Genomic DNA, 19,190 nt, shown 5'->3' on the forward strand with positions numbered 1-19,190 from the left:
CCAATCTCTTTCATCCCTCACAGTACGTTTCCCTTTGTAAAAGCAAAAGGTTTTCAGACAGGTTGGTTTTGTGGTATATTACTTCGAGTGTCTAAACAAAACCAACTACGGAGGTGGTCTTATCAAGACTGAACAACCGACCAAGACCGCTCCTTCTTACACAAAGACGGTTGCATTCCTCAGCCTGACCATATGGCTGGTCGTCATGAACACGACCATGTTCAATGTTGCCCTTCCAAATATCCTTCATGAGTTCTCTTTGAAGCCTTCAGAGGGGGCTTGGATCGTATCGGGCTATTCCATCGTCTTGGCGATCGGGACGATTACGTATACGCGGCTGTCTGACTATCTTCCGATCAGACGCTTGATCATCATCGGGATCATTGTGTTCGGATTGGGTTCTCTTTCAGGATTCTTTGCCAATTCGTTTTTATGGTTGCTGCTATCCCGTTTGTTCCAGGCAGCCGGAGCCGCAGCCATTCCAGGCTTGTCCATGGTCTTTGCCAGCAGATTCATTCCAATGGCCGTGCGTGGACGTGCCCTGGCCATGATTGCTTCGGCATCTTCCCTCGGATTCGGACTGGGGCCTGTAGTAGGAGGAGTCATCACCGATTATCTTAACTGGAATTATCTTTTCCTGGTTACACTCCTCGTGATCGTCATGATTCCGGTCCTTCATAAGATGCTGCCAGCCGAAACAATCCGGAAAGGTGCATTCGACATATGGGGAGCCATCATGACGGGAGTGGGTGTCACATTCTTCCTCCTCTTCATTTCCGGATTCAACTGGATCCATCTCGCCGTCGCACTAGTATTCTTTGCGGCCCTGTGGATCAGGATCCATAAAGTCGAACTTCCTTTCATCCAGCCAAAATTGATCCGGGATAAAGGATACAGGAAGATCTTATACATGAGCTATATGGGGTTCGTGACGCATTTTGCCATCCTGCTCGTCATGCCCCTGATGCTTAAAAGCATTTTCGACAAAAATCCGACCACCATGGGATTGATCATCTTCCCGGGTGCCATGCTCTCGGCAGTTGCTGCCATCTATGTGGGCAGACTGATCGACAAGTACGGGAATATGCGGGTGATGGTGATGGCCCACTGCCTTCTCCTCATTTCGACCATCCTGTTCTTCTTCCTGTCACCGATAAACGAATACATGACCATGCTCGCCTATATGTTCACGAGCTTCGGGTTCTCCAGTCTCTCTTCGAGTACCACAAACGAAGTCTCCCGCGTGGTGAACAGGGATCTTGTCGGATCCGGAATGGGTATGAAACAGCTCCTCCACTACGTCGGCAGTGCTTCCGGATCGGTCATTGGAGGCCTGATCGTAGAAATGGGCGGAGTGAATTATGGTGTCGATGCGTTCAGGAATACGTTCCTTGTCCTCATCATCGCCATGATCCTATCCTTCCTGATCCTCCTGTTCTATCATCGTCAATTAAAGAAAGCCGTTTGATCCTCAAAGCCCTGCGCCCACAAGCGCAGGGCTTTTTTCTATCGCAGGGATCGTACTGAATAAAATGACAAAGCTTGGATTCCCTTCTTACCTTTGTGGGTATAGTAGGAAGGACATTATATATAGAATAGGGGAGTCCATTTGAAAAAACGCCCGTGGTACAAAAAGAAACGATGGGTGATCGGTCTTGCAATCGTCATCCTTTTATCATCCATCATGTTTTATCAACGCACCAAACCTCTTCCTGACGGTATTTCATATGCAGGCGCTATCCATTCCATTCCCGAAGAAGATGTCGAGTTCATCTATGACCTCACCTATCAAAAGGATGGAAAAGAGGAATACGATCATTCCATATTTGACGAAGTCAACAAAACCGTCAGTGAAGCAGAAGATTTCCTCATACTTGATCTATTCCTCTTCAACGGCTACACGAAAAACGACCGGAATTACCCTAAGATAAGCGAAGAGCTATCAAAGACGATCCAGGAACGCATGAGAGAAAAACCCGATCTCAAAGTCGTCTTCATAAGCGATGATGTCAATACCACATACGGTTCCCATACGGCCGATCAGCTCGAACCGTTGAAGGAACTCGGTGCCGAAGTGATCTTCACTGATCTGGATCGACTCCGGGACCCGAATCTACTGTATTCAGGCGTGTGGAGAGCCGGGATTCAATGGTTCGGACAAAAAGGAAATGGGTGGTTGCCGAATCCCATGGCCCCATCTGCTCCTGAAGTAACGGCACGATCGTACCTCAAACTGCTGAACGTAAAAGCGAATCACCGAAAAGTGGTGATCAGCGAGAAAGAAGGCATGGTCCTCAGCGCCAATCCTCACGACGCCAGCGGATTCCATTCCAATATCGCATTCAGGGTGAAAGGGGACATCCTTAAAGATATGATCAAGGCCGAAAAAGCCGTCGCCGCTTTCTCTGGAGGAGATATGAAGGCGTTCCCTTCTGATAAGGAAGTGGATGACCTTATAACCCCGACACAAGCATCGGGAGGAAAAGAAGTAAAAGCCCAGATCCTTACAGAGAGAAAGGTCCAGACCAATGTCGTGAAGGCACTCGATAAGGCGAAGGAAGGAGACGAGGTGTGGATTGGCATGTTCTATCTGGCAGATCGTGACATCATCGATGCCATCGAAAACGCAGCAGATCGAAAGGTGGACGTGCGCATCGTCCTTGACCCGAACCAGAATGCGTTTGGACAAGAGAAAATCGGATTACCTAACCTCCCCATCGCATCAGAGCTGAACAAGTTGGATAACGAACACATCTCCATCCGGTGGTACAACACCAACAAAGAGCAGTTTCACACCAAGTTCATTTATGTAAAAGGAAAAGAAAGCTCCACCGTCATAGGAGGATCAAGCAACTATACCTCAAGGAACCTAGATGACTATAATCTCGAAGAAAACATTCTTTTCACAGGAGCTCCTGACAGCCGTCTCATGACAGATGTAGATGATTACTTCCAGCGCATCTGGAATAATGAAAACGGAACGTATACCGTCGAGTATAAGAAATATCAAGATAAATTACCGATCTTCAAATACATCATGTATGTCCTTCAAAAAGTATTCCAAGTCACCACGTATTAGGGTTTAAACCCTTCTAGATGGGGAATATCTAAAGTAATACCAATAATACATCATAAAGGAGAGACAAACATGGGACTCATTATTTTCTTGATTGTCGGAGGCATCATCGGTTGGCTGGCAGGACTAATTCTAGGTAAAGATGTACCAGGCGGAATCATCGGGAATATCATCGCAGGAATCATCGGAGCATGGATCGGTGGAAAGCTACTTGGAAGCCTTGGACCTGTGGTAGGAGGAATGGCTATTATCCCGGCATTGTTGGGAGCCATCATCTTCGTATTTATCCTGAGCCTCATCTTACGCTCCACTAGAAAAGCAGCACACTAATAAAGGGGTTTAAATCCCTGAGCAAAGCGCGGTCAGAGAACATTTTCTGATCGCGTTTTTTGTGTTGAGTATATTTCTGATGAGTATAGCTTTCTGATTTTCATGGGGGGGTATGAAAGATGCAAACTGTTCCTTTCCGCTGCAGGGTCTTGCTTTCCGCGGGGAGGCAGTCGAGCCTCCTCAGCTGCGCTTCCGGGGTCTCGAGCTTCCCTCCATTCCCGCAGGAGTCAAATCCCTTCCGCTCCAATTCACTCCTTATTATTGGTCGTTGATATCGTTGGAACGTACTCGTTTCTTTATTAAATTTGTATGGAATAACAAACCCATCTCATTTCTATATAAGAGGTGTAGAAAAGAGGATGACCGCTCCTTTCCGCTGCAGGGGTTTGCTTTCCGCGGGGAGGCAGTCGAGCCTCCTCAGCTGCGCTTCCGGGGTCTCGAGCTTCCCTCCATTCCCGCAGGAGTCAAATCCCTTCCGCTCCAATCCGCTCTTCGCTTTTGACATGGTTAGCTTGTCAGAGAAGAAATAGAGTGCATCTTCTTTAATAAAATGGTGATGTCCAGAAAACTTCGAAACATAATAAAAAGCAGCCCGGATCAGGCTGCTTTGGTTTTCTTGGCTTTTCGTTCGTTCATGATCTTTCTTACTACAGGATACACGACTGGAGCCCACTTAATCACGTTTTTAACGAGTCGTTTCATTCATGTAACCTCCTTTATACTTACCATTTACCCGCATTGGGTATGGAGGAAACCTGCATGAAAAACCTTCCATACCCTGGGGATTTACTTACTTTTTGACTCTGAGATTTTCCCAAGGAAGAATCCATCGATTTCGGATAACTTCCCACGCCAGAGGATTTTCCCTTTGGAAGGGGTGGGTTTGCTGTCACCGCAGTAGATCTTGGCGTTTTTAAGGTGGATGAAATTGGCTTCTGACGGCTGATTTTCTTCAACCGCTTCGCCGGCGCCAGAAAGTTCTTCACTCACTTTCTGGGCTACTTCACTTCCCTCCTCGAACGCTTCGCTTAACGACGAGAAATACTCGGTTGCAGAGATCATGGTACCCGTCACCACTGCTCCCTTAAGGTTCAAAGAGATATCCAGGGAGAAATCATGCTTATTGGCAGCAATTGCGAAAAACTCCAGGATGCTATCCTTATCCGTATGCCCACTCATCCGGTCACCGCTCCTTTCCTTCTGTCATAGTCGGTCAATTGCAGCCGATCATGAAAGTGTGTCGTCATCACTTGATAGTGTTGTATCATCGTCATCATCTTTTTTGGAAGATTTCTTTTTAGACTTTGAAGAAGATTTCTTTGTTGAACCTTTCTTTGCTTTAGTTGACTTGGATTTTGTTGATTTTTTCTTGCTGGATGGTTCATCATCCTCTTCGTCTTCGTCTTCATCTTCTTCGTCTTCATCTTCTTCGTCCTCATCCGCATCTTTAGCCGCTTTACTTTGCTTAGTGGATGTTGCTTCTTCCTTTTCGTCCTCTTCTTCTTCTTCGTCCTCGTCCTCTTCATCATCTTCTTCGCTTGATTGAGTCAGTTGATTCAATTTTTCCTCAAGCTGTTGAAGGCGATTTTGAAGAGTATTGTTTTCTTCTTTCAGAGCTTCATAATCTGACCCTTCCCCGCTTTCATTCACTTCTTCTTGATCTTCCTGATCTTCATCGGCTTGATCACGCTTGAACAGATTGGCGGTTGATTGCTTCAATGATACGACAGCTTTTCTTGATGTTTCTTTTGCAGAGTTTCCAATTTCCAACCCTTTGCTCTTCAGCTTCTCTTGATCGATCTTGCTAAGAAGCTTTTTACCATTTTCAGGTGTTGCCAAGTATCCTACTGTAGCTCCAAGAAGGCTTCCAGCCACTGTACGTGTAATAGGGCCGCTCTTACGTGTCTTTTTTTCTTCTTCTTTCTTTGATTGAGTCGTGTTTTCTAATTCAGTGTTTTTTTCTGCCATTATAGTTCCCTCCAAAATATTAATCATTTTATGGTTTATCCGATAATCAAATCGGTTCTTTCAAATACGAAAAAAAGTTAGATAATGATTTCTGCTTGCTCACCTTTTTTACACTTGGTTGAGACGATTCGAACTGCTAAGCTGCTTTTCCAGAGATTCCAATCGTTCGTTCAACTTCCGGTTCTCTTCTTCAAGGGCTTTTGCCTGCTGATTTTCGGCTTTGGAACTTAGGTAGGGATCGTTTTCCCACCAGTCCATCCCGATTTCTTTCGCTTTATCAACGGATGCCACGATAAGTCGGATCTTGATGGTCAATAGCTCCACATCTGCGATTCCTACGGTGATATCACCAGCGATGACCACACCTTTATCAAGAACTTTCTCTAACACGTCCACAATGGTGCTTGATTGCATGGAATGTTCCATCATTTATCCTCCTTTCTTACATCAGGCTTCCTAATGGTCCAAGATCGATGTTCAGATCCTCTGCATCAAGACCGAATACTTCCTTCAGTTCTTCCATTTTTTCTTCCAGGTTCATCAAAGCGACTCCGAGGTTTTCAATTTGCTGATCGGTCAGTGTGCCGCCTTCCACCCTGCGCATGGCATGCCTTTCAACGATTTGCCTGAGGAGCTCCACAACCGTCAACACTAGCTGTGCCAAGCCTTGCTCCGCCTTATCTGGGTCGAAGTTAATCCGTCCACTTGTCTGGCTGGCCGGTTGCATGGATCAATCCCTTCCTTTCGTGTTCCAATTGTTCTGAAGATATGGTCTTACGCGTTCCATTTTTATGTTGGACCAGTGTTTCCACTGAAGAGATCAGCACCCGAAGATCGAGGTAAACAAGGTCCACTCCCGCGATCGAGATGACCAAATCCCCTTTGATGGCAACACCTTTGTCCAAAATGATATCCAAGATGTCAATCAACGCGACATCCTTATTCTCGATAGATTCTCTGACGGTCATATGCTCATCCCCATTCTATGAGAAACTTGAAAAATGATAGGGTGGCCATGGACCTGTTGCTTCGAATGTCCAGCCCGCTTCCTTCCACTTGCTTTCAGACTGTTTGATTTCATCAACGAACCGATCGACTCCCTCTTTTGGAAGGAAGTAGACGCTGTTCCAAGCCATCTGTTCAGCTCGACCAGTAACATCCTTACCCCAGTTTTTTTTCACGGTTCCCTCGGTTGCGTATGATTTCAGCCGTTCATGAAACTCCTCGCACATACGGTTCTTTTCATTTTCAATCACTTTATTTTCAAGCTGTTCCATTTTCTTTTTTTCGAAAAACTGTCTTCCCTTAGGGAGCTGTTTGATTTCCTCCCACTTCTCCGTGATGGAGGGATGACTGATTGTTTCCTTAAGGCGTTTATCGTCACAATAGATCTTTACATTCCATTCTTCCTTGCCTTCTAAATCCGTGAATGCGTCCTTCAGAGAGGAAAGATGCTTCCCTACTTTTTCTTTCAAACTGTCTTCATGCTTGTAGATCGTGCAGAATTTCAAGGGAATAATGGTGTAACGCTGCGACATCATCAAAACCGTTTCGTGGTGGTGGAATGCCTTATCCTGCAGCCACTCCATGTCATTTTCAATCTTGTCCTGGAGGACCGATTCTGAGTACTCTGCATCGGGCAGGCCACATACGATGGCCGTGATTCCTTCTATATCCAACGCATAAATATCATGTTCCCCGTCGAATCCCTTCATGGTTGGGACGGGCTCAACCTCCACCTCACTTGAAGGGACTAATGCGTACAAGTAGAGCATGCGAGCTAACCTCCTTTCTTCTTCGTTAAATCTTCCCATTGTTCCATTTCCTTTGTTTTCGCTATTTCATAACGCATCAGAAGTTCATCTTCTTTGACTTGAAAGGCTTCTTCAGAAATCTCTCCGAGTTCGAACATCATCTGCAACTGGATCAGCTTTTGCTGGATGGTCGGCAGGTCGTAGAGCTCTTTGTCTGCTTCTTCCTTGATTTTCTCACCGACCTTTATGACGAGATTCAAGGGTGCCGATACAAGTTTGTGAAGCATTAGGCTTCCTCCACCTTCAATCTGATATTGACGAAGTTATAGGCTGGCCACGGACCGCTGTAATTGAAATCCGCTTTATCCTTCCAGGCCTCATGTGCCTTGTTGACCAATTCATCGAATTCCTTTTCTTTATCCCGGTCAATCAAGAAGGCTGCATTCAGAAGCATCCGCTCACTTGATGGATCATTGGCTTTTGCCGATTCAGCTGCTTCCTGAAGGGGAGCAAAGATCTCTGTCTTCATCTCTGACTGAAGGTTCTGGAATACTTTCTGAGCCATCCCACCAAGCTGGATGCGTTCATAGTACCCAGCGGATTCAGATTTCCCTTTCAGTGATGTCGACATTTTTTCGACACCGGGAGATTCTTTTACGACTGATTCCAGCCACTCAGATTTCCCGATTACTTTTAAGCCGATCTCGATTTTTCCTTTAATGGCAGGGAATAACGTTTCAAACTGCGGATAAAGGTTTTCTAGGAGAGCCTCCACGTCTTCCTTCGATCGGAATACGTTCCCGAAGCTGATGGGGACGACCGTGTCACTCTGTTCCATCACCCTGGAGATGACTTGTTGATGCATCATGAGGTTCTCCCGTTTGGGATGATAGATTTTTTGAGGGACCTCTGCTGCCACCATGGATGCATCTTTATAGGAAATCAGAAAGATGTCCCGATCTTCTCCTTCCAGTTCCACTTTGCCTAAATCCATTTCCCCTTTATGCCCGATGGCACAAAAGATATAAATCCCTGTTTCTTCACTCATCTGAATTCTCCTTTGACGTCATGTTCTTGCAAGCTTCCAATACGATTTTCTTCGCTTCTTCTTCAGGGTGATCGGATTCAATACTGCGGCTCAGGGAATGGGTCGTAATATCCAAACAAAGGCGCTGAAAATCCTGATCTTCCCCTTGTATGGGAATGTCCTGTTCCAGTGCGATCCGCGCGATCATCAGGGAGGCGCGCAGGCTTGGCCCGCCGAGTCCATCCCGGCAATGACTGCGAAGCTCTGCAATCAATTCCGTAATCTCACGAGCTTCTGAAAGCACAAGATCCACTTTCTCAGAAACGATATGGGCTTCTTCCTCACTGGTCTTGAAACCGATCGGAATCGTAATCAAGCGGTCCAGAAGGGCATCCTGAGTTTTGTATACACCTGCATACTCAGATGGGTTGCTTGTGAAGATCATCCTGAATTCAGGATGAACCCTGATGAACGGCTCCGTCCGTTTTGAACCGTAGAGGGGAATGATCCCTTCTTCCAATATGGAGAGGAAAAGATTATTCGTTGTCGGTTCGGAACGGGTAAATTCATCGTATACTAGCGTATATCCATTTTTGACAGCCTCCAGGAGACGACCGTCCCTCCAGTTCTCCGTGACCTGTTCATCTTTCTTGTAAACAGATCTGACGTAGTTATCCACTGTCTGTTTGCTTGAATAACCAATGAAATCCCCGATAAGATCACTGTTGTTCAGTTCATGGTTTCCATGCATCAGCATGACCGGACGCCTTCTTTTCTTTGCCAGCGTGAGGGCGAGAGATGTCTTCCCTGTTCCGGATGGCCCCGTGAAATGGACGGGATAACCAAGCTTCAAATAACTCATTGAGCGGCTGATCAAGTCGGTGGTCCCTTCATCTTGGACATACGATTTGCTGCCTTTTTGGATCTTCTGGGTTAAAACCGTCACTACCCATTCCTCCCGAATCTACATTTCCTGCCCGATGGCACTCCTGTACCTGACGTCCTTCCGTTTGAAGGAGATGACCTCCTTGTCTTGATTGAGGAGGACATCATACGTTCCGAGCATTTCATCTTTTGCGTATCGTTTCATATATTCTTTCTCTTCGACTACTTCCACTGTGAGCCTCCAACCCTCATCTTCCGTCATTTCAACAGATGTCACCTTATGGACCGGAGCTACATGTTCTTCGAAGAATCCTTTTACACTTTTCATGATTTCAGTGATTTCCATAATGTCCTCCCAGCTTGAACGCCTGACTGCATCAGGTGAAATAGGTTAGATGCTGAACTGTGAGTTCCGTTCATTGGACTGCGTTGCCAATCCTTCTTCCTGTACTTCATCACGGAGCAAACCGACGGCTTCTGCGTAACGCAACCACGTATCCACACTCGCGATCACGACTCTCGCCTCGATGGTCAAGATCTCTATCCCAACAACGGAAACCCTCGCGAATGCGTCAATTACGATCCCCTTATCCAAAATGCGGTCAATGACCTCTGCCAAACTGGAACTATCCGTACTTTTTTGAATCGCCATACCTAAATTCCTCCTTATGAAGTAATGGTTTTAATATCCTTGGACGATTTGATGTTTTCCGAGCTTTTGATATCCGTAGAGCTCTTGATAGACTGGGAGCTTTTGATGTTGCTGACGCCTTTTAAGTTCTTGGCGCCCTTTCCACCCCGGTCATCCGAAGAAGACATCTTTTCCTGAAATGCTTCGCCCGCTTCCTTGGCCTTTTTTAATTTTTCACGTACAGATAACAGGACATCCTGGACCTTGTCTTCTGCATTATCTGCTTTGCCATGGACTTTATCAGCGTTCTTTTCCTTGGCGTCCTCGAGCTTTCCGGATGCTTTCTTTGCTTTGGATTGGACGGTTTCTTCCACTTTTTCGACCGCTTTTTCCTTTGCCTTGTCCTTGAGCTTATCCTTTACGGATTCCGGAGCATGTTCATAGGCTTTTTTCGCCGTTTTTGTCGCTGCTTTTTTAATGGGATTCCCCACGGGATCACCTACTATTTCTTGGAGTCGACAAGTTTATTCAACATTTCTTCAATTCGTTCGAGGCGTTCATTCAAATCCTGATTATCTTCTTTGATCTGCTTGATTTCGTCATTTTGGGATTCGTTTTCACCCGAGTCCTTCTTCTCAGTCAGCTTATTCTTCAGTGGAGACAGAACCCCACTGTCCATTTTGCTGAAGTAGCCTGAAGCTGTTTGTCTGAGGGAGATCATCGCCTGTTCTGTGACGAACTCCTGGGCCGTCCTTCTCAATTCCTTTGTAGCGGCCTTCATCAGTTCAGATTTCCCAAGGCTTGCTGCCATCTTTTTCGTCGTACCCGGATTTGAAAGCAGTCCAAGTCCGGCTCCGACCACTCCGCCGATGATGGCATATTGCATCGATCCGTTCACGTTTTCTTCTGTAGATTCTGTCAGCTTCTTTTCTTCTGATTGTTTGTTACTTGCCATGCCCATCCTCTTTTCTATTCGTATTTTGTTGTATTTCATATACTGCTTTACACGCTGAATGATTCAGTTGACGAGGTCCGGTTCCCGATTCCTTCTTTTTCGACTTCATCCCTCAGGAGGCCCACTGCTTCTGCATATCGAAGCCACGTATCCACACTGGCGATGACCACCCTGGCCTCCACGGTGAGGATCTCTATCCCGACCAGCGATACTCTTGCGAATGCATCAATGACAATGCCCTTATCCAGTATCCTGTCGATCACCTCTGCCAGGCTCGAACTGTCTGTGCTCTTTTGAATGCTCATTCAAACTGACCCTCCAATTCGTTTTTACACAAGGTAGCTATTCAATTTAGTCGGTGTTTACCTCTATTCCAACCATTGCTAAACCAGAAAATAATGGGTAAAGACTATTTCAGATGCATCTTTTGACGAATCCGGTCGACATGTAATATTCCACAGCAGTCAAACCCTTACGAATACTCACACTCTTGTTTATTCGACATCGTATATTACAATTGTGTTACAAATATCAATAATCAACTTTCCTGCTCACTGAATGGGTTTTTCTTTGTGAAATGCCTCTAACATTAAATCGTTTGACCTAAAAAAAGAAGGCTGCACCCATAAGGATGCAGCCTTCTTTCATTTATTCATTTGTGATAAGAAATCACCCAGAAGATCGTCGAGACTCTCTTCTTCAGATTCATTCGCTTCCGGTTCTTCAGGTTTCATCGCACTTTCCCAGTCGAATTGATCCAGATCTTCATCCGATGGAGGAGGACTGTATTCCTCAACCTTGGCCTCCTCTTCCACAGGTTCGAAGGTGGCACCAGCCGCCTCTTCCTGAAGATAGAGCGCCTCGTCTATATTGAGGGAACTGCTGTTCAAGGATGCGAGTAACGAGGCTGTCCTTACAGGATTCGACAGCAACTGGTACACAATGCTGCCGAGCAGCGCCTCCGAATGCTCATGTTTCAACCAATCCCGTTGAGACTTATCAAGCCCCTTCGGCAAGGGAATCGTGATGGCTTCCCGCTGTTTGGAGAGGTTTTCGTTCACGCCGTTGACAACGAGCTCAGCGATGCGACTGGAGAAATTGCGCCTCTCCGTTTCTTTGAGCTTCTGAAGATGTTTCAATATGTGATCCGGAGTATCCGAAGGAATCCTGAAAGTAATCGGTTGCCCCCTCGACATCCCTTTTCCGTTCATATCATCACCCTATTTTGATTTCGCCAGTTTTTGTTCTTCTTTCACTTTATCGGCTTTTTCACTCTTTCTTACATAGTCAGAGATGAGCTTGTAGTAAGCATGGACCATCATCCAGATACTCTCTTTTTCATCCTCGAAGAAGTCGATGTTATAGCCATCAAGATTGTTGTTCAACGTCTTGATATATTCCTTCAGGACACTTGAACCGCCCCCGATGAAATAGCAGATTTCGGTTTGAGAATTCTTTTGCCACATATTCCTGAGATGGCGATATTGCTTTTTGGCCAGTTCAAGCATGATGCGATCCACTATATCGTGGACACTTGTCCTGCTTCCCTTCACCATGATGTGATTGCGGTCACTTTTCTTCGTGATGATTTCTACGACGTCGCGTCTGCTGTCAAGCTCCACGCCGTGACGGGAACGGATTTCTTCCCTGATCAACTCGAGTGACTCAGAGACCCCAAGATTGAATCCTTGAGCTTTGTCATCGTCGACTTTACGGTCTTTAATGACGGCGATATCAGTCGAGAGACCTCCGATATCCTGAATCAGGATGCGCTTATCGATCAGTTCTTTATTGATGATGTTTCCGTTGTTATCCATTACCAGGTTGATGAACGCTGCGAAACCTTCCGGATACACCTTCACTTCATCAAAGCGGATATTGACCTTCACTCCTTGATATTGAGGGGTGACAAGGAATTCTACCTGATGGACAGATCCGAGAAGTTTCGACCGGTATCCTACATCCTTCCCTTCCTTCACTTCACGGAGCGGAAGCCCGGTACCAAGGGTATAATTTGCTTCAATTACTTTATTATTCTTTTTGAATCCATCGTGTCCAGCTGCATCCAATGCAAGGGAAGCGAAGAGCATGACGAGCGTTTGATCTTCTTCCGATTTGCTGCTTCCTGGATCGAGTTCAGTAGAGTTCGTGCTTTTCGTTGCAAGATTTCCTACACGATAGATTGCATTGTTATCTTTGAGAGTAGGGGAGTGGACACGGATATGTATACCGTCTAGTGGGCTTTGAGCGTCCAGCTCTTCAATCCCGATGATGGGACGATCTTCAATATCCCTTGCAATGACATTAGGGATGTTTACTTCTGATTCCAATTTACCAAATACACCTTTAAGAGAGTCATTACCTACATCAATTGCGGCAATACGAGTCGTTGTCATACTAGCCATCCTTTCCCGAGTAAGAATTTGTAAAATTAGAACTCTTACTTTCAGAGTAATGGAAAGAAGAAGCGCGGTCAATCCTACTTTCTATCTTTAATTTTGGAAGAAGCATCCTGCATTTGTTTACAATTATGTATCGTTGTATACGTTTTTCGTACACACGCCTCCATATCAACTTGTGTACTACTTTGTATACTTGTATACATTTATGAATACAATTGTGTACATTTATGTAAACATGTAAACTTATTTGTTTACATGTAATTTGTGGGTGTTTTTTTCATTAAAAAGGAAAAGCTATCCTTTCTTCCTTTTACCAAAAATTAGTTTCCATTCCCCATGATCTTCGGTTAAAGAGATTCCCCTCCAACCTGCATTTAGCAAATCCTGTTGTTCCTTGAATTCCTTCATGGATACTTCCTTAAAAGGAGGAAGTATCTCAAACTCCTCCTTGAGATTCTTGACGAAGATGTATCGCCAATTGCCTCCGTATTTTCGTTTAAGGCCGCCAATGGCCAGTCCCTGATCGAATTTATCTTTTAAACTTGGAATATTATATGGGGCAACGGTACAGCAGACATACTTAAATTCATCCCTACGGCTCTTCAGTTCTTCCATGATCAGCTGGCCTAGGAGTTTCTGCAGACCATTGCCACGTACATTCTCCGATACAAGAGAGATCTCCTGATACACTACTTTTGGCCACTCCGAACGTGGAATCTCCACATCCTTGCCCAAGTGATCTTCATCGATGGCAGGAAATAAGACCGCTCTTGCTCCAACGAGCTCACCTTCGACATAGACCCCCAAAATCAACCCGTTTCCAGCCAGAATATGGTCGAACTCCTCTTCAGAGAGAGGCTGAAGGATGGCAGGTTCCTTCAGTGCAGTTCGGACAGATTCCTGTAGGGAAAGCAGTTCCCCACTCCCCTCCCCTGGTATCACCTTTACTAGAAAGGGGATATGCGATGTTTTTAACGTCCCTGAGTATACGATCCTCAATTTGATTCCTCCCATTTTTCACAACCTCACACCAGTGTAGTAAAGATTCAGTATGGTGAATAGTCGACATAGAAAATCATCTACATCAAGTTAACAAAAAAAAGGCCGCCGTAAAGGGTGCAACCCTTTTACGACGGCCTTCTTTTGAATTATTGAGCTGTATATCCACCATCGATGACAACGGCTTGGCCAGTTACACTTTTGGCTTGATCGCTAGATAGAAACATAGCGTAATCAGCGATTTCTTTTACATCCAACAAGCGTTTTTGTGGAACGAGAGGATAGATGACTTCTTCAAGGACTTTTTCTACTGGTACATTTCTAGAGCTTGCAATATCCTTCATTTGTCCCCGAACGAGGGGTGTGTCCACATATCCCGGACAGATTGAATTGACGGTTACACCATCAGCTGCGGATTCGAGTGCTGCTACTTTCGTAAGCCCGATGACACCGTGCTTGGCACTATTATAGGCTGCTTTATCTGCAAATCCGATCAATCCATTGATGGAAGAGATATTGAGGATACGTCCGAACTTCTGCTCTTTCATAATGGGAAGAACGTGTTTAATAGCGACAAATGGGGCTGTCAGCATGATTTTGATCATCAACTCGAATTTCTCTGTCGGGAATTCTTCAATCGGGGATACGTGTTGAAGACCGGCATTGTTGATGAGAACGTCGATGCGGCCATATTCTTTATGGGCTGCCTGAATCATATTCTTAATGTCTTCCTCACTTGTCACATCCGCCTTCAAACCGATCGCTTCATAACCAAGATCTTTCAATTCCTGCGCAGAAGCTTTGACACCATCTTCGTTGAGGTCGGTCAATACGACTTTACTTCCATTTTCGGCGAAGGTTTTCCCGATTTCGTATCCAATTCCACTTGCTGATCCTGTGATGACTACTACTTTGTCGTTTACCATGATTCAAACACTCCTTATAGGTTAGATATCTGTTTTCATTTACCCATTTTTCCCTTTGACCAATACTTACAGTCTGTTCTAAATGATGCCGAGAGAAGCCATGATGATGGCAACGATGACGGCGATTGTAGGAATGATCAACCCTACGATGAATACGTCTTTATAGGTTTCCTTATGCGTGACACCAGTGACTGCCAGAAGCGTCAGGAGTGCACCATTATGGGGAAGGATGGATGCTCCCGAAGCAATGGATGCCATGCGGTGGAAGGCATCGGGACCGATGCCAGATGACTGGGCGAGTCCTGAATAGGTATCGCCCAGTGCCTGCATGGCGATCCCCATCCCGCCGGAGGCTGAACCTGTGATCATGGCAAGTACTTGTACAATCAGGGACTCTGAGATCAATGGATTATCTGAGAAGCCTAGCAGGACGTCCGTGATCCTGTCGAAATCCGGAACACTTGTCACAACTGCCCCGAATCCGACAGCGGCGCTTGTATTGATGATGGCCATGACCGACCCCTTAGCCCCTTCATTTACTGAAGGTATGAAGACCTTGTACTGCTTGGCATTAAGAATGAGAATCAACAGGATCCCTGACAGCAAGGACGGAATCGGATCCCATTTCACTCCATTCAACAGGATGACGACCACTACCAAAGGTAAAAGGGATAGGCTCCAGTGAGGTAAAGGACCGTCATTTCCCTCTTCTGTTGAATCCTTCGGTGCGATAAAGTGTAACCCCGAGGAGGCAAGGCGTTTCTGCCTCCAAGTGAGCCAGAAATATCCTCCCACCGCCATGACGATGGTTGCCCCGATGCCCATGAGCGTTCCTGCCATAGGCGTCGTTCCGAACGTTTTCATGGGAATCAGATTCTGGATCTGCGGTGTTCCCGGCACTGACGTCATAGTGAACGTGAAGGCACCAAGTACGATGGTCGGCGCAATGAGATTGCGGGTGATATCAGCTTTCTTGAATAATGCCAATGCAATCGGATAGATGGCGAATACGACCACGAAGAGGCTGACTCCTCCGTACGTAAGGACTGCGGAAGCGACGAGAACGCCGAGGATGGCCCTCTTTTCGCCGATGATCCTGGTGATTTGGAAAGCAACTGACTTCGCAGCTCCCGTGTCTTCCATCAACTTGCCGAATACGGCTCCAAGAAGGAAGATCGGGAACCACTTCTTCGCGAAATCGACAAAACCAGACATATACGTGTCGGTGTATGCGTCCATCAAATCAAGGCCGCTTAACAGTGCGACGATTCCTGCAACGATCGGTGCCACCCAGATGATGGACCAGCCTAAATATGCGAAAAACATCAGCAGTGCCAGGCCAATGATGATACTTAACAATGAATTTCACCTTTCTTTCAAGGACCTTGGTCCTGTTCATAAAATAGACACAAAATGAATGCATTAGAAATTTTACTCCTCCCCTATTGATAAGTAAAATGAATTAATACTATAGTTAGTATGCAAAATATCTATATAAAAGGGAGGCGAGTTTCCATGGATATTCGACAACTCACCTACTTCAACGAAGTAGCCAAACATAAAAGTTTCACCAAAGCTTCCCGGGTGCTCCATCTGTCCCAACCTACCCTCAGCAAGATGGTAAAGGGGCTTGAGGATGAGCTGGAGATGGAGCTTATCGACCGGTCATCCCGGCAAATCCAGCTGACAGAAGCCGGCCAGATCGTTTATGAACAGTCCAGCGTCATCCTTGAATCTCTCGACCACCTGTCCACTCACCTGTATGATCTGATGCACTTGAGGAAAGGGAAAATCAAAATCGGGATCCCTCCATTGATCGGGTTCCTTTACTTCCCCAAGCTGATCAAATCATTCAAGGATCAATATCCCGATATCGAGATTCAGCTTATCGAGCATGGGGCCAATCAGGTGACGCAGGAGGTGAAGGACGGGCTTCTCGATCTGGGTGTCATCGTTCTGCCCCTTGATGAGGATTCGCTCGATATCATTTCCATCATCGAGGAGCGATTGCATCTGTTTGTCCATTCGGACCACCGGTTGGCTGCCAGTGAATCCATTACGATGAAAGAGCTCGAGGGAGAAGAGTTCATCTTATTCAGCGAAGGATTCACTCTTCATGATCGCGTAATCGAATACTGCAAAGAAGCTGGATTTAGCCCGAAGATTGCCTACGAGAGCTCACAGTGGGATTTTATCAACGAAATGATCGGAGAGAATCTCGGAGTGTCCATCCTTCCCCAGTCCCTCACGAAGAAACTGAAAACCTCTTCCGTCACTTCTGTCCCGATTGAATCTCCCGGGCTCCCTTACAAGTTGGGTGTTGTAACGAAGAAGGGAAGGTATGTATCCTTTGCGTCCAAGAAATTCATTGCGCACATGAATGATCATTTCTCACATTCATAAAATTCATGTGTTGTATAAAATATATGTATTTTACTCATGGTTCTTTCCGGGTTATCGTAGTAAATGCAGATCACAACAGGAGGGATACAACATGAGTAAGTACGAAGCAGGACTGGAAAAACTGATGGAATACACCCTTTCAGACAATAAAGACGTTCCCAGCCATCTTAAGATCTCAGAGGACTTGGAGAGCATCGCACCCGATGTGGGGAAATACATTATTGAATTCGCATATGGAGACATCTACTCACGCTCCGGTTTGACGAATCAACAGCGCGCATTGATTACGATTTCTTCCCTTGTGACCCAAGGTACGGAGCCTCAATTGGAGCTTCATATCAATACGGGTCTGACAGCCGGGCTGACGGAAAAGGAAATTGTAGAAGCCATCATCCATTTGATTCCGTACACAGGCTTCCCCCGCGTCCTGAATGCCCTGGAAGTGGCCAAGAGGGTCTTCACCATGCGAACGGAAGAATAATACCGCGCAGCGCCCTATGATGGGGCGCTTTTTTCATTCTTAGGAGCAATCATTATTGTATAATGATGGAAGAGGTGAGGATCATGAATCGAAACTATGTACTTCATGCGTGGGGGAAGGATTTTCATTGGGAAGGAACGGGACAGATGTCCATTAAAACCTTCCGAGGAGGACGGGCTCTCTATGAAGCGAACGGCGGCTTCTACAGCGTAGAAGGAAACCGATATCTTCTCGTGAATGAGGGCGAATATTCCCTACATATCGAGGAAAAGGAGCCTGTTGAATCCTTCTGCCTCTTCTTCCGATCAGGCTTTTCTTCAGAAGTGTCCCGGAGCCTGGAAGCCTCACAGGACCAATTGCTCACAGATCCTTTCAAACCCGTCGGAGGCGATGGATTTTTTGAAAAGACCTATCGTCTCGGGCCTCATTTTGAGAAGATGCTTAAGCTGATGAAGCATACCCATCGTGAAAGAGAACTTGAAGAGTCTTTTTATCCCGTCATGGAAGCCATCCTGGCCGATCAAACCACTATTCCTCAAGAACTGGAACGATTATCTTCTTTAAAGCGGTCGACCCGTGAAGAACTATTCAAAAGGCTCATCCTGGCCAATGAATACATACGTGCCTACTGCCAAACAGCCATTACCCTAGAGGACATCTCACGGATTGCCTGCCTCTCTGCCAATCACTTGCTGAGAACCTACAGGCAATTGTTCGGAGTCACGCCAAAACAGCACCTGTTATTGTACCGAATGGAGAGTGCCAAACGCCTTCTGAAAGAATCCTCTACATCCTACACGGAGATGGCATATGATCTCGGGTTTACAAGTTCGGCATCCTTCAGCCGTTCTTTTAGGCAGCATACGGGATTATCACCCAGGCAATATTTTAAAAAAGGTGATTTTTGATAAGAACCGGGTGCAAAAATCAATTACGATGTGAGAAACACATGAAAGGTGGACATATCATGATCAATTCAGTCGGACAAGTCGGGGTACCCGTCAAAAATATCGAGAGAGCGACAGCCTTTTACCAGGGAACCCTGGAGCTCCCGCTTCTCTTCCATACGGATACAATGGCCTTCCTGCAATCAGGCGACGTTAGGATCCTCCTCACCTTGCCGGAGAAGCAGGAATACGACCATCCTAGCTCCGTTGTGTATTTCAATGTGGAGAATACGCGTACAGCTTATTTGGAGTTAAGGAATAAAGGTGTTGAAATTTCCGGGGAACCCCATGTGGTGTCCAAAATGGGGGACGTTGAGACATGGATGTGTTTTTTCAAGGATTCTGAAGGGAATACGCATGCATTCATGAGTGAAGAAAAAGCTGAATAGCACGAAAAAGCCGGGAA

General features: G+C 45.9%; 28 protein-coding genes. 7 read left to right on the forward strand and 21 right to left on the reverse strand.

All coding sequences use genetic code 11. The annotated features are described in order from the left end of the window. Positions 1–70 precede the first annotated feature (70 nt). From AF331_RS19795 to AF331_RS19805, 3 genes are all read left to right on the forward strand, one after another. Positions 71–1,468 carry an MFS transporter gene (locus AF331_RS19795; protein ID WP_235576446.1) on the forward strand — a complete coding sequence of 466 codons (1,398 nt, stop codon included), beginning with the start codon at positions 71–73 and terminating at the stop codon, positions 1,466–1,468. A gap of 141 nt (positions 1,469–1,609) precedes the next feature. Then, a complete protein-coding gene (locus AF331_RS19800; protein ID WP_053429718.1) occupies positions 1,610–3,079 on the forward strand; it encodes a phospholipase D family protein in 1,470 nt (489 codons plus the stop codon). 69 nt (positions 3,080–3,148) lie between these two features. After that, positions 3,149–3,406: a GlsB/YeaQ/YmgE family stress response membrane protein gene (locus AF331_RS19805; RefSeq protein WP_053429719.1), complete on the forward strand. Its 258-nt coding sequence runs from the start codon at positions 3,149–3,151 to the stop codon at positions 3,404–3,406. Between the two features lie 334 nt (positions 3,407–3,740). On the opposite strand, the gene AF331_RS22640 is transcribed toward AF331_RS19805, so the two are convergent. The 21 genes from AF331_RS22640 to AF331_RS19905 form a co-directional block, all read right to left on the reverse strand. Continuing rightward, positions 3,741–3,911, reverse strand: a complete 171-nt coding sequence (locus AF331_RS22640; protein WP_160316597.1) for a hypothetical protein — start codon at positions 3,909–3,911, stop codon at positions 3,741–3,743. A 92-nt stretch (positions 3,912–4,003) separates the two neighbouring features. Then, complete coding sequence (locus AF331_RS23230) at positions 4,004–4,108, reverse strand: hypothetical protein (protein ID WP_231578687.1); 105 nt, start codon at positions 4,106–4,108, stop codon at positions 4,004–4,006. Between the two features lie 84 nt (positions 4,109–4,192). Beyond that, positions 4,193–4,585: a gas vesicle accessory protein GvpU gene (gene gvpU / locus AF331_RS19815; RefSeq protein WP_053429721.1), complete on the reverse strand. Its 393-nt coding sequence runs from the start codon at positions 4,583–4,585 to the stop codon at positions 4,193–4,195. 48 nt (positions 4,586–4,633) lie between these two features. Then, positions 4,634–5,401 (reverse strand): YtxH domain-containing protein, encoded by a 768-nt coding sequence (gene gvpT, locus AF331_RS22685; protein ID WP_162490474.1) that lies wholly within the window; start codon positions 5,399–5,401, stop codon positions 4,634–4,636. An 81-nt stretch (positions 5,402–5,482) separates the two neighbouring features. Continuing rightward, on the reverse strand, positions 5,483–5,800 hold the full coding sequence (locus AF331_RS19825; protein ID WP_079514190.1) for a gas vesicle protein: 318 nt from the start codon (positions 5,798–5,800) through the stop codon (positions 5,483–5,485). 16 nt (positions 5,801–5,816) lie between these two features. Continuing rightward, on the reverse strand, positions 5,817–6,101 hold the full coding sequence (locus AF331_RS19830; protein ID WP_053429723.1) for a gas vesicle protein K: 285 nt from the start codon (positions 6,099–6,101) through the stop codon (positions 5,817–5,819). Then, positions 6,067–6,342 carry a gas vesicle protein gene (locus AF331_RS19835; RefSeq protein ID WP_048004763.1) on the reverse strand — a complete coding sequence of 92 codons (276 nt, stop codon included), beginning with the start codon at positions 6,340–6,342 and terminating at the stop codon, positions 6,067–6,069. The genes AF331_RS19830 and AF331_RS19835 overlap by 35 nt, the downstream gene beginning before the upstream one ends. Positions 6,343–6,357: 15 nt before the next feature. Further along, complete coding sequence (locus AF331_RS19840) at positions 6,358–7,149, reverse strand: GvpL/GvpF family gas vesicle protein (protein WP_053429724.1); 792 nt, start codon at positions 7,147–7,149, stop codon at positions 6,358–6,360. Positions 7,150–7,154: 5 nt separating this feature from the next. After that, positions 7,155–7,415: a gas vesicle protein GvpG gene (locus tag AF331_RS19845; protein ID WP_048004761.1), complete on the reverse strand. Its 261-nt coding sequence runs from the start codon at positions 7,413–7,415 to the stop codon at positions 7,155–7,157. Further along, positions 7,415–8,176 (reverse strand): GvpL/GvpF family gas vesicle protein, encoded by a 762-nt coding sequence (locus tag AF331_RS19850; protein WP_053429725.1) that lies wholly within the window; start codon positions 8,174–8,176, stop codon positions 7,415–7,417. Before AF331_RS19850 ends, AF331_RS19845 begins: the two co-directional genes overlap by 1 nt. Further along, the gene (gene gvpN / locus AF331_RS19855; protein ID WP_053429726.1) at positions 8,169–9,101 is read right to left on the reverse strand and encodes a gas vesicle protein GvpN; all 933 of its coding nucleotides are present in this window, start codon (positions 9,099–9,101) and stop codon (positions 8,169–8,171) included. The genes AF331_RS19850 and gvpN overlap by 8 nt, the downstream gene beginning before the upstream one ends. 18 nt (positions 9,102–9,119) lie before the next feature. Continuing rightward, positions 9,120–9,386 (reverse strand): gas vesicle protein GvpO, encoded by a 267-nt coding sequence (gene gvpO / locus AF331_RS19860; RefSeq protein WP_048004758.1) that lies wholly within the window; start codon positions 9,384–9,386, stop codon positions 9,120–9,122. Between the two features lie 45 nt (positions 9,387–9,431). Continuing rightward, positions 9,432–9,692, reverse strand: coding sequence for a gas vesicle protein GvpJ (gene gvpJ, locus AF331_RS19865; protein ID WP_048004757.1), 261 nt, complete (start codon positions 9,690–9,692; stop codon positions 9,432–9,434). 14 nt (positions 9,693–9,706) lie between these two features. Continuing rightward, on the reverse strand, positions 9,707–10,162 hold the full coding sequence (gene gvpQ / locus AF331_RS19870) for a gas vesicle protein GvpQ (protein WP_048004756.1): 456 nt from the start codon (positions 10,160–10,162) through the stop codon (positions 9,707–9,709). A gap of 11 nt (positions 10,163–10,173) precedes the next feature. Next, positions 10,174–10,626: a GvpT/GvpP family gas vesicle accessory protein gene (gene gvpT, locus AF331_RS19875; RefSeq protein ID WP_053429727.1), complete on the reverse strand. Its 453-nt coding sequence runs from the start codon at positions 10,624–10,626 to the stop codon at positions 10,174–10,176. Between the two features lie 47 nt (positions 10,627–10,673). After that, on the reverse strand, positions 10,674–10,931 hold the full coding sequence (gene gvpJ / locus AF331_RS19880; protein WP_053429728.1) for a gas vesicle protein GvpJ: 258 nt from the start codon (positions 10,929–10,931) through the stop codon (positions 10,674–10,676). Between the two features lie 339 nt (positions 10,932–11,270). After that, positions 11,271–11,837: a hypothetical protein gene (locus AF331_RS19885; RefSeq protein ID WP_053429729.1), complete on the reverse strand. Its 567-nt coding sequence runs from the start codon at positions 11,835–11,837 to the stop codon at positions 11,271–11,273. Positions 11,838–11,846: 9 nt separating this feature from the next. After that, positions 11,847–13,022, reverse strand: a complete 1,176-nt coding sequence (locus tag AF331_RS19890; RefSeq protein ID WP_048012093.1) for a ParM/StbA family protein — start codon at positions 13,020–13,022, stop codon at positions 11,847–11,849. A 300-nt stretch (positions 13,023–13,322) separates the two neighbouring features. Continuing rightward, the gene (locus AF331_RS19895; protein ID WP_200908263.1) at positions 13,323–14,027 is read right to left on the reverse strand and encodes a GNAT family N-acetyltransferase; all 705 of its coding nucleotides are present in this window, start codon (positions 14,025–14,027) and stop codon (positions 13,323–13,325) included. Positions 14,028–14,176: 149 nt separating this feature from the next. Next, positions 14,177–14,953 carry a 3-hydroxybutyrate dehydrogenase gene (locus tag AF331_RS19900; RefSeq protein WP_053429731.1) on the reverse strand — a complete coding sequence of 259 codons (777 nt, stop codon included), beginning with the start codon at positions 14,951–14,953 and terminating at the stop codon, positions 14,177–14,179. A 78-nt stretch (positions 14,954–15,031) separates the two neighbouring features. After that, complete coding sequence (locus AF331_RS19905; protein ID WP_053429732.1) at positions 15,032–16,312, reverse strand: GntP family permease; 1,281 nt, start codon at positions 16,310–16,312, stop codon at positions 15,032–15,034. Positions 16,313–16,468: 156 nt separating this feature from the next. Here AF331_RS19905 and AF331_RS19910 point away from each other — a divergent pair, with 156 nt between their 5' ends. The 4 genes from AF331_RS19910 (at position 16,469) to AF331_RS19925 (ending at position 19,173) form a co-directional block, all read left to right on the forward strand. Next, on the forward strand, positions 16,469–17,356 hold the full coding sequence (locus AF331_RS19910) for a LysR family transcriptional regulator (protein WP_053429733.1): 888 nt from the start codon (positions 16,469–16,471) through the stop codon (positions 17,354–17,356). A 91-nt stretch (positions 17,357–17,447) separates the two neighbouring features. Next, complete coding sequence (locus AF331_RS19915; protein WP_053429734.1) at positions 17,448–17,837, forward strand: carboxymuconolactone decarboxylase family protein; 390 nt, start codon at positions 17,448–17,450, stop codon at positions 17,835–17,837. A gap of 83 nt (positions 17,838–17,920) precedes the next feature. Then, positions 17,921–18,745, forward strand: coding sequence for a helix-turn-helix domain-containing protein (locus AF331_RS19920; RefSeq protein WP_160316599.1), 825 nt, complete (start codon positions 17,921–17,923; stop codon positions 18,743–18,745). Positions 18,746–18,804: 59 nt separating this feature from the next. Continuing rightward, positions 18,805–19,173, forward strand: a complete 369-nt coding sequence (locus AF331_RS19925) for a VOC family protein (protein WP_235576447.1) — start codon at positions 18,805–18,807, stop codon at positions 19,171–19,173. Positions 19,174–19,190 lie beyond the last annotated feature (17 nt).

Origin of the sequence: Rossellomorea marisflavi (assembly GCF_001274775.1) — a bacterium.
Lineage (GTDB): Bacteria > Bacillota > Bacilli > Bacillales > Bacillaceae_B > Rossellomorea > Rossellomorea marisflavi.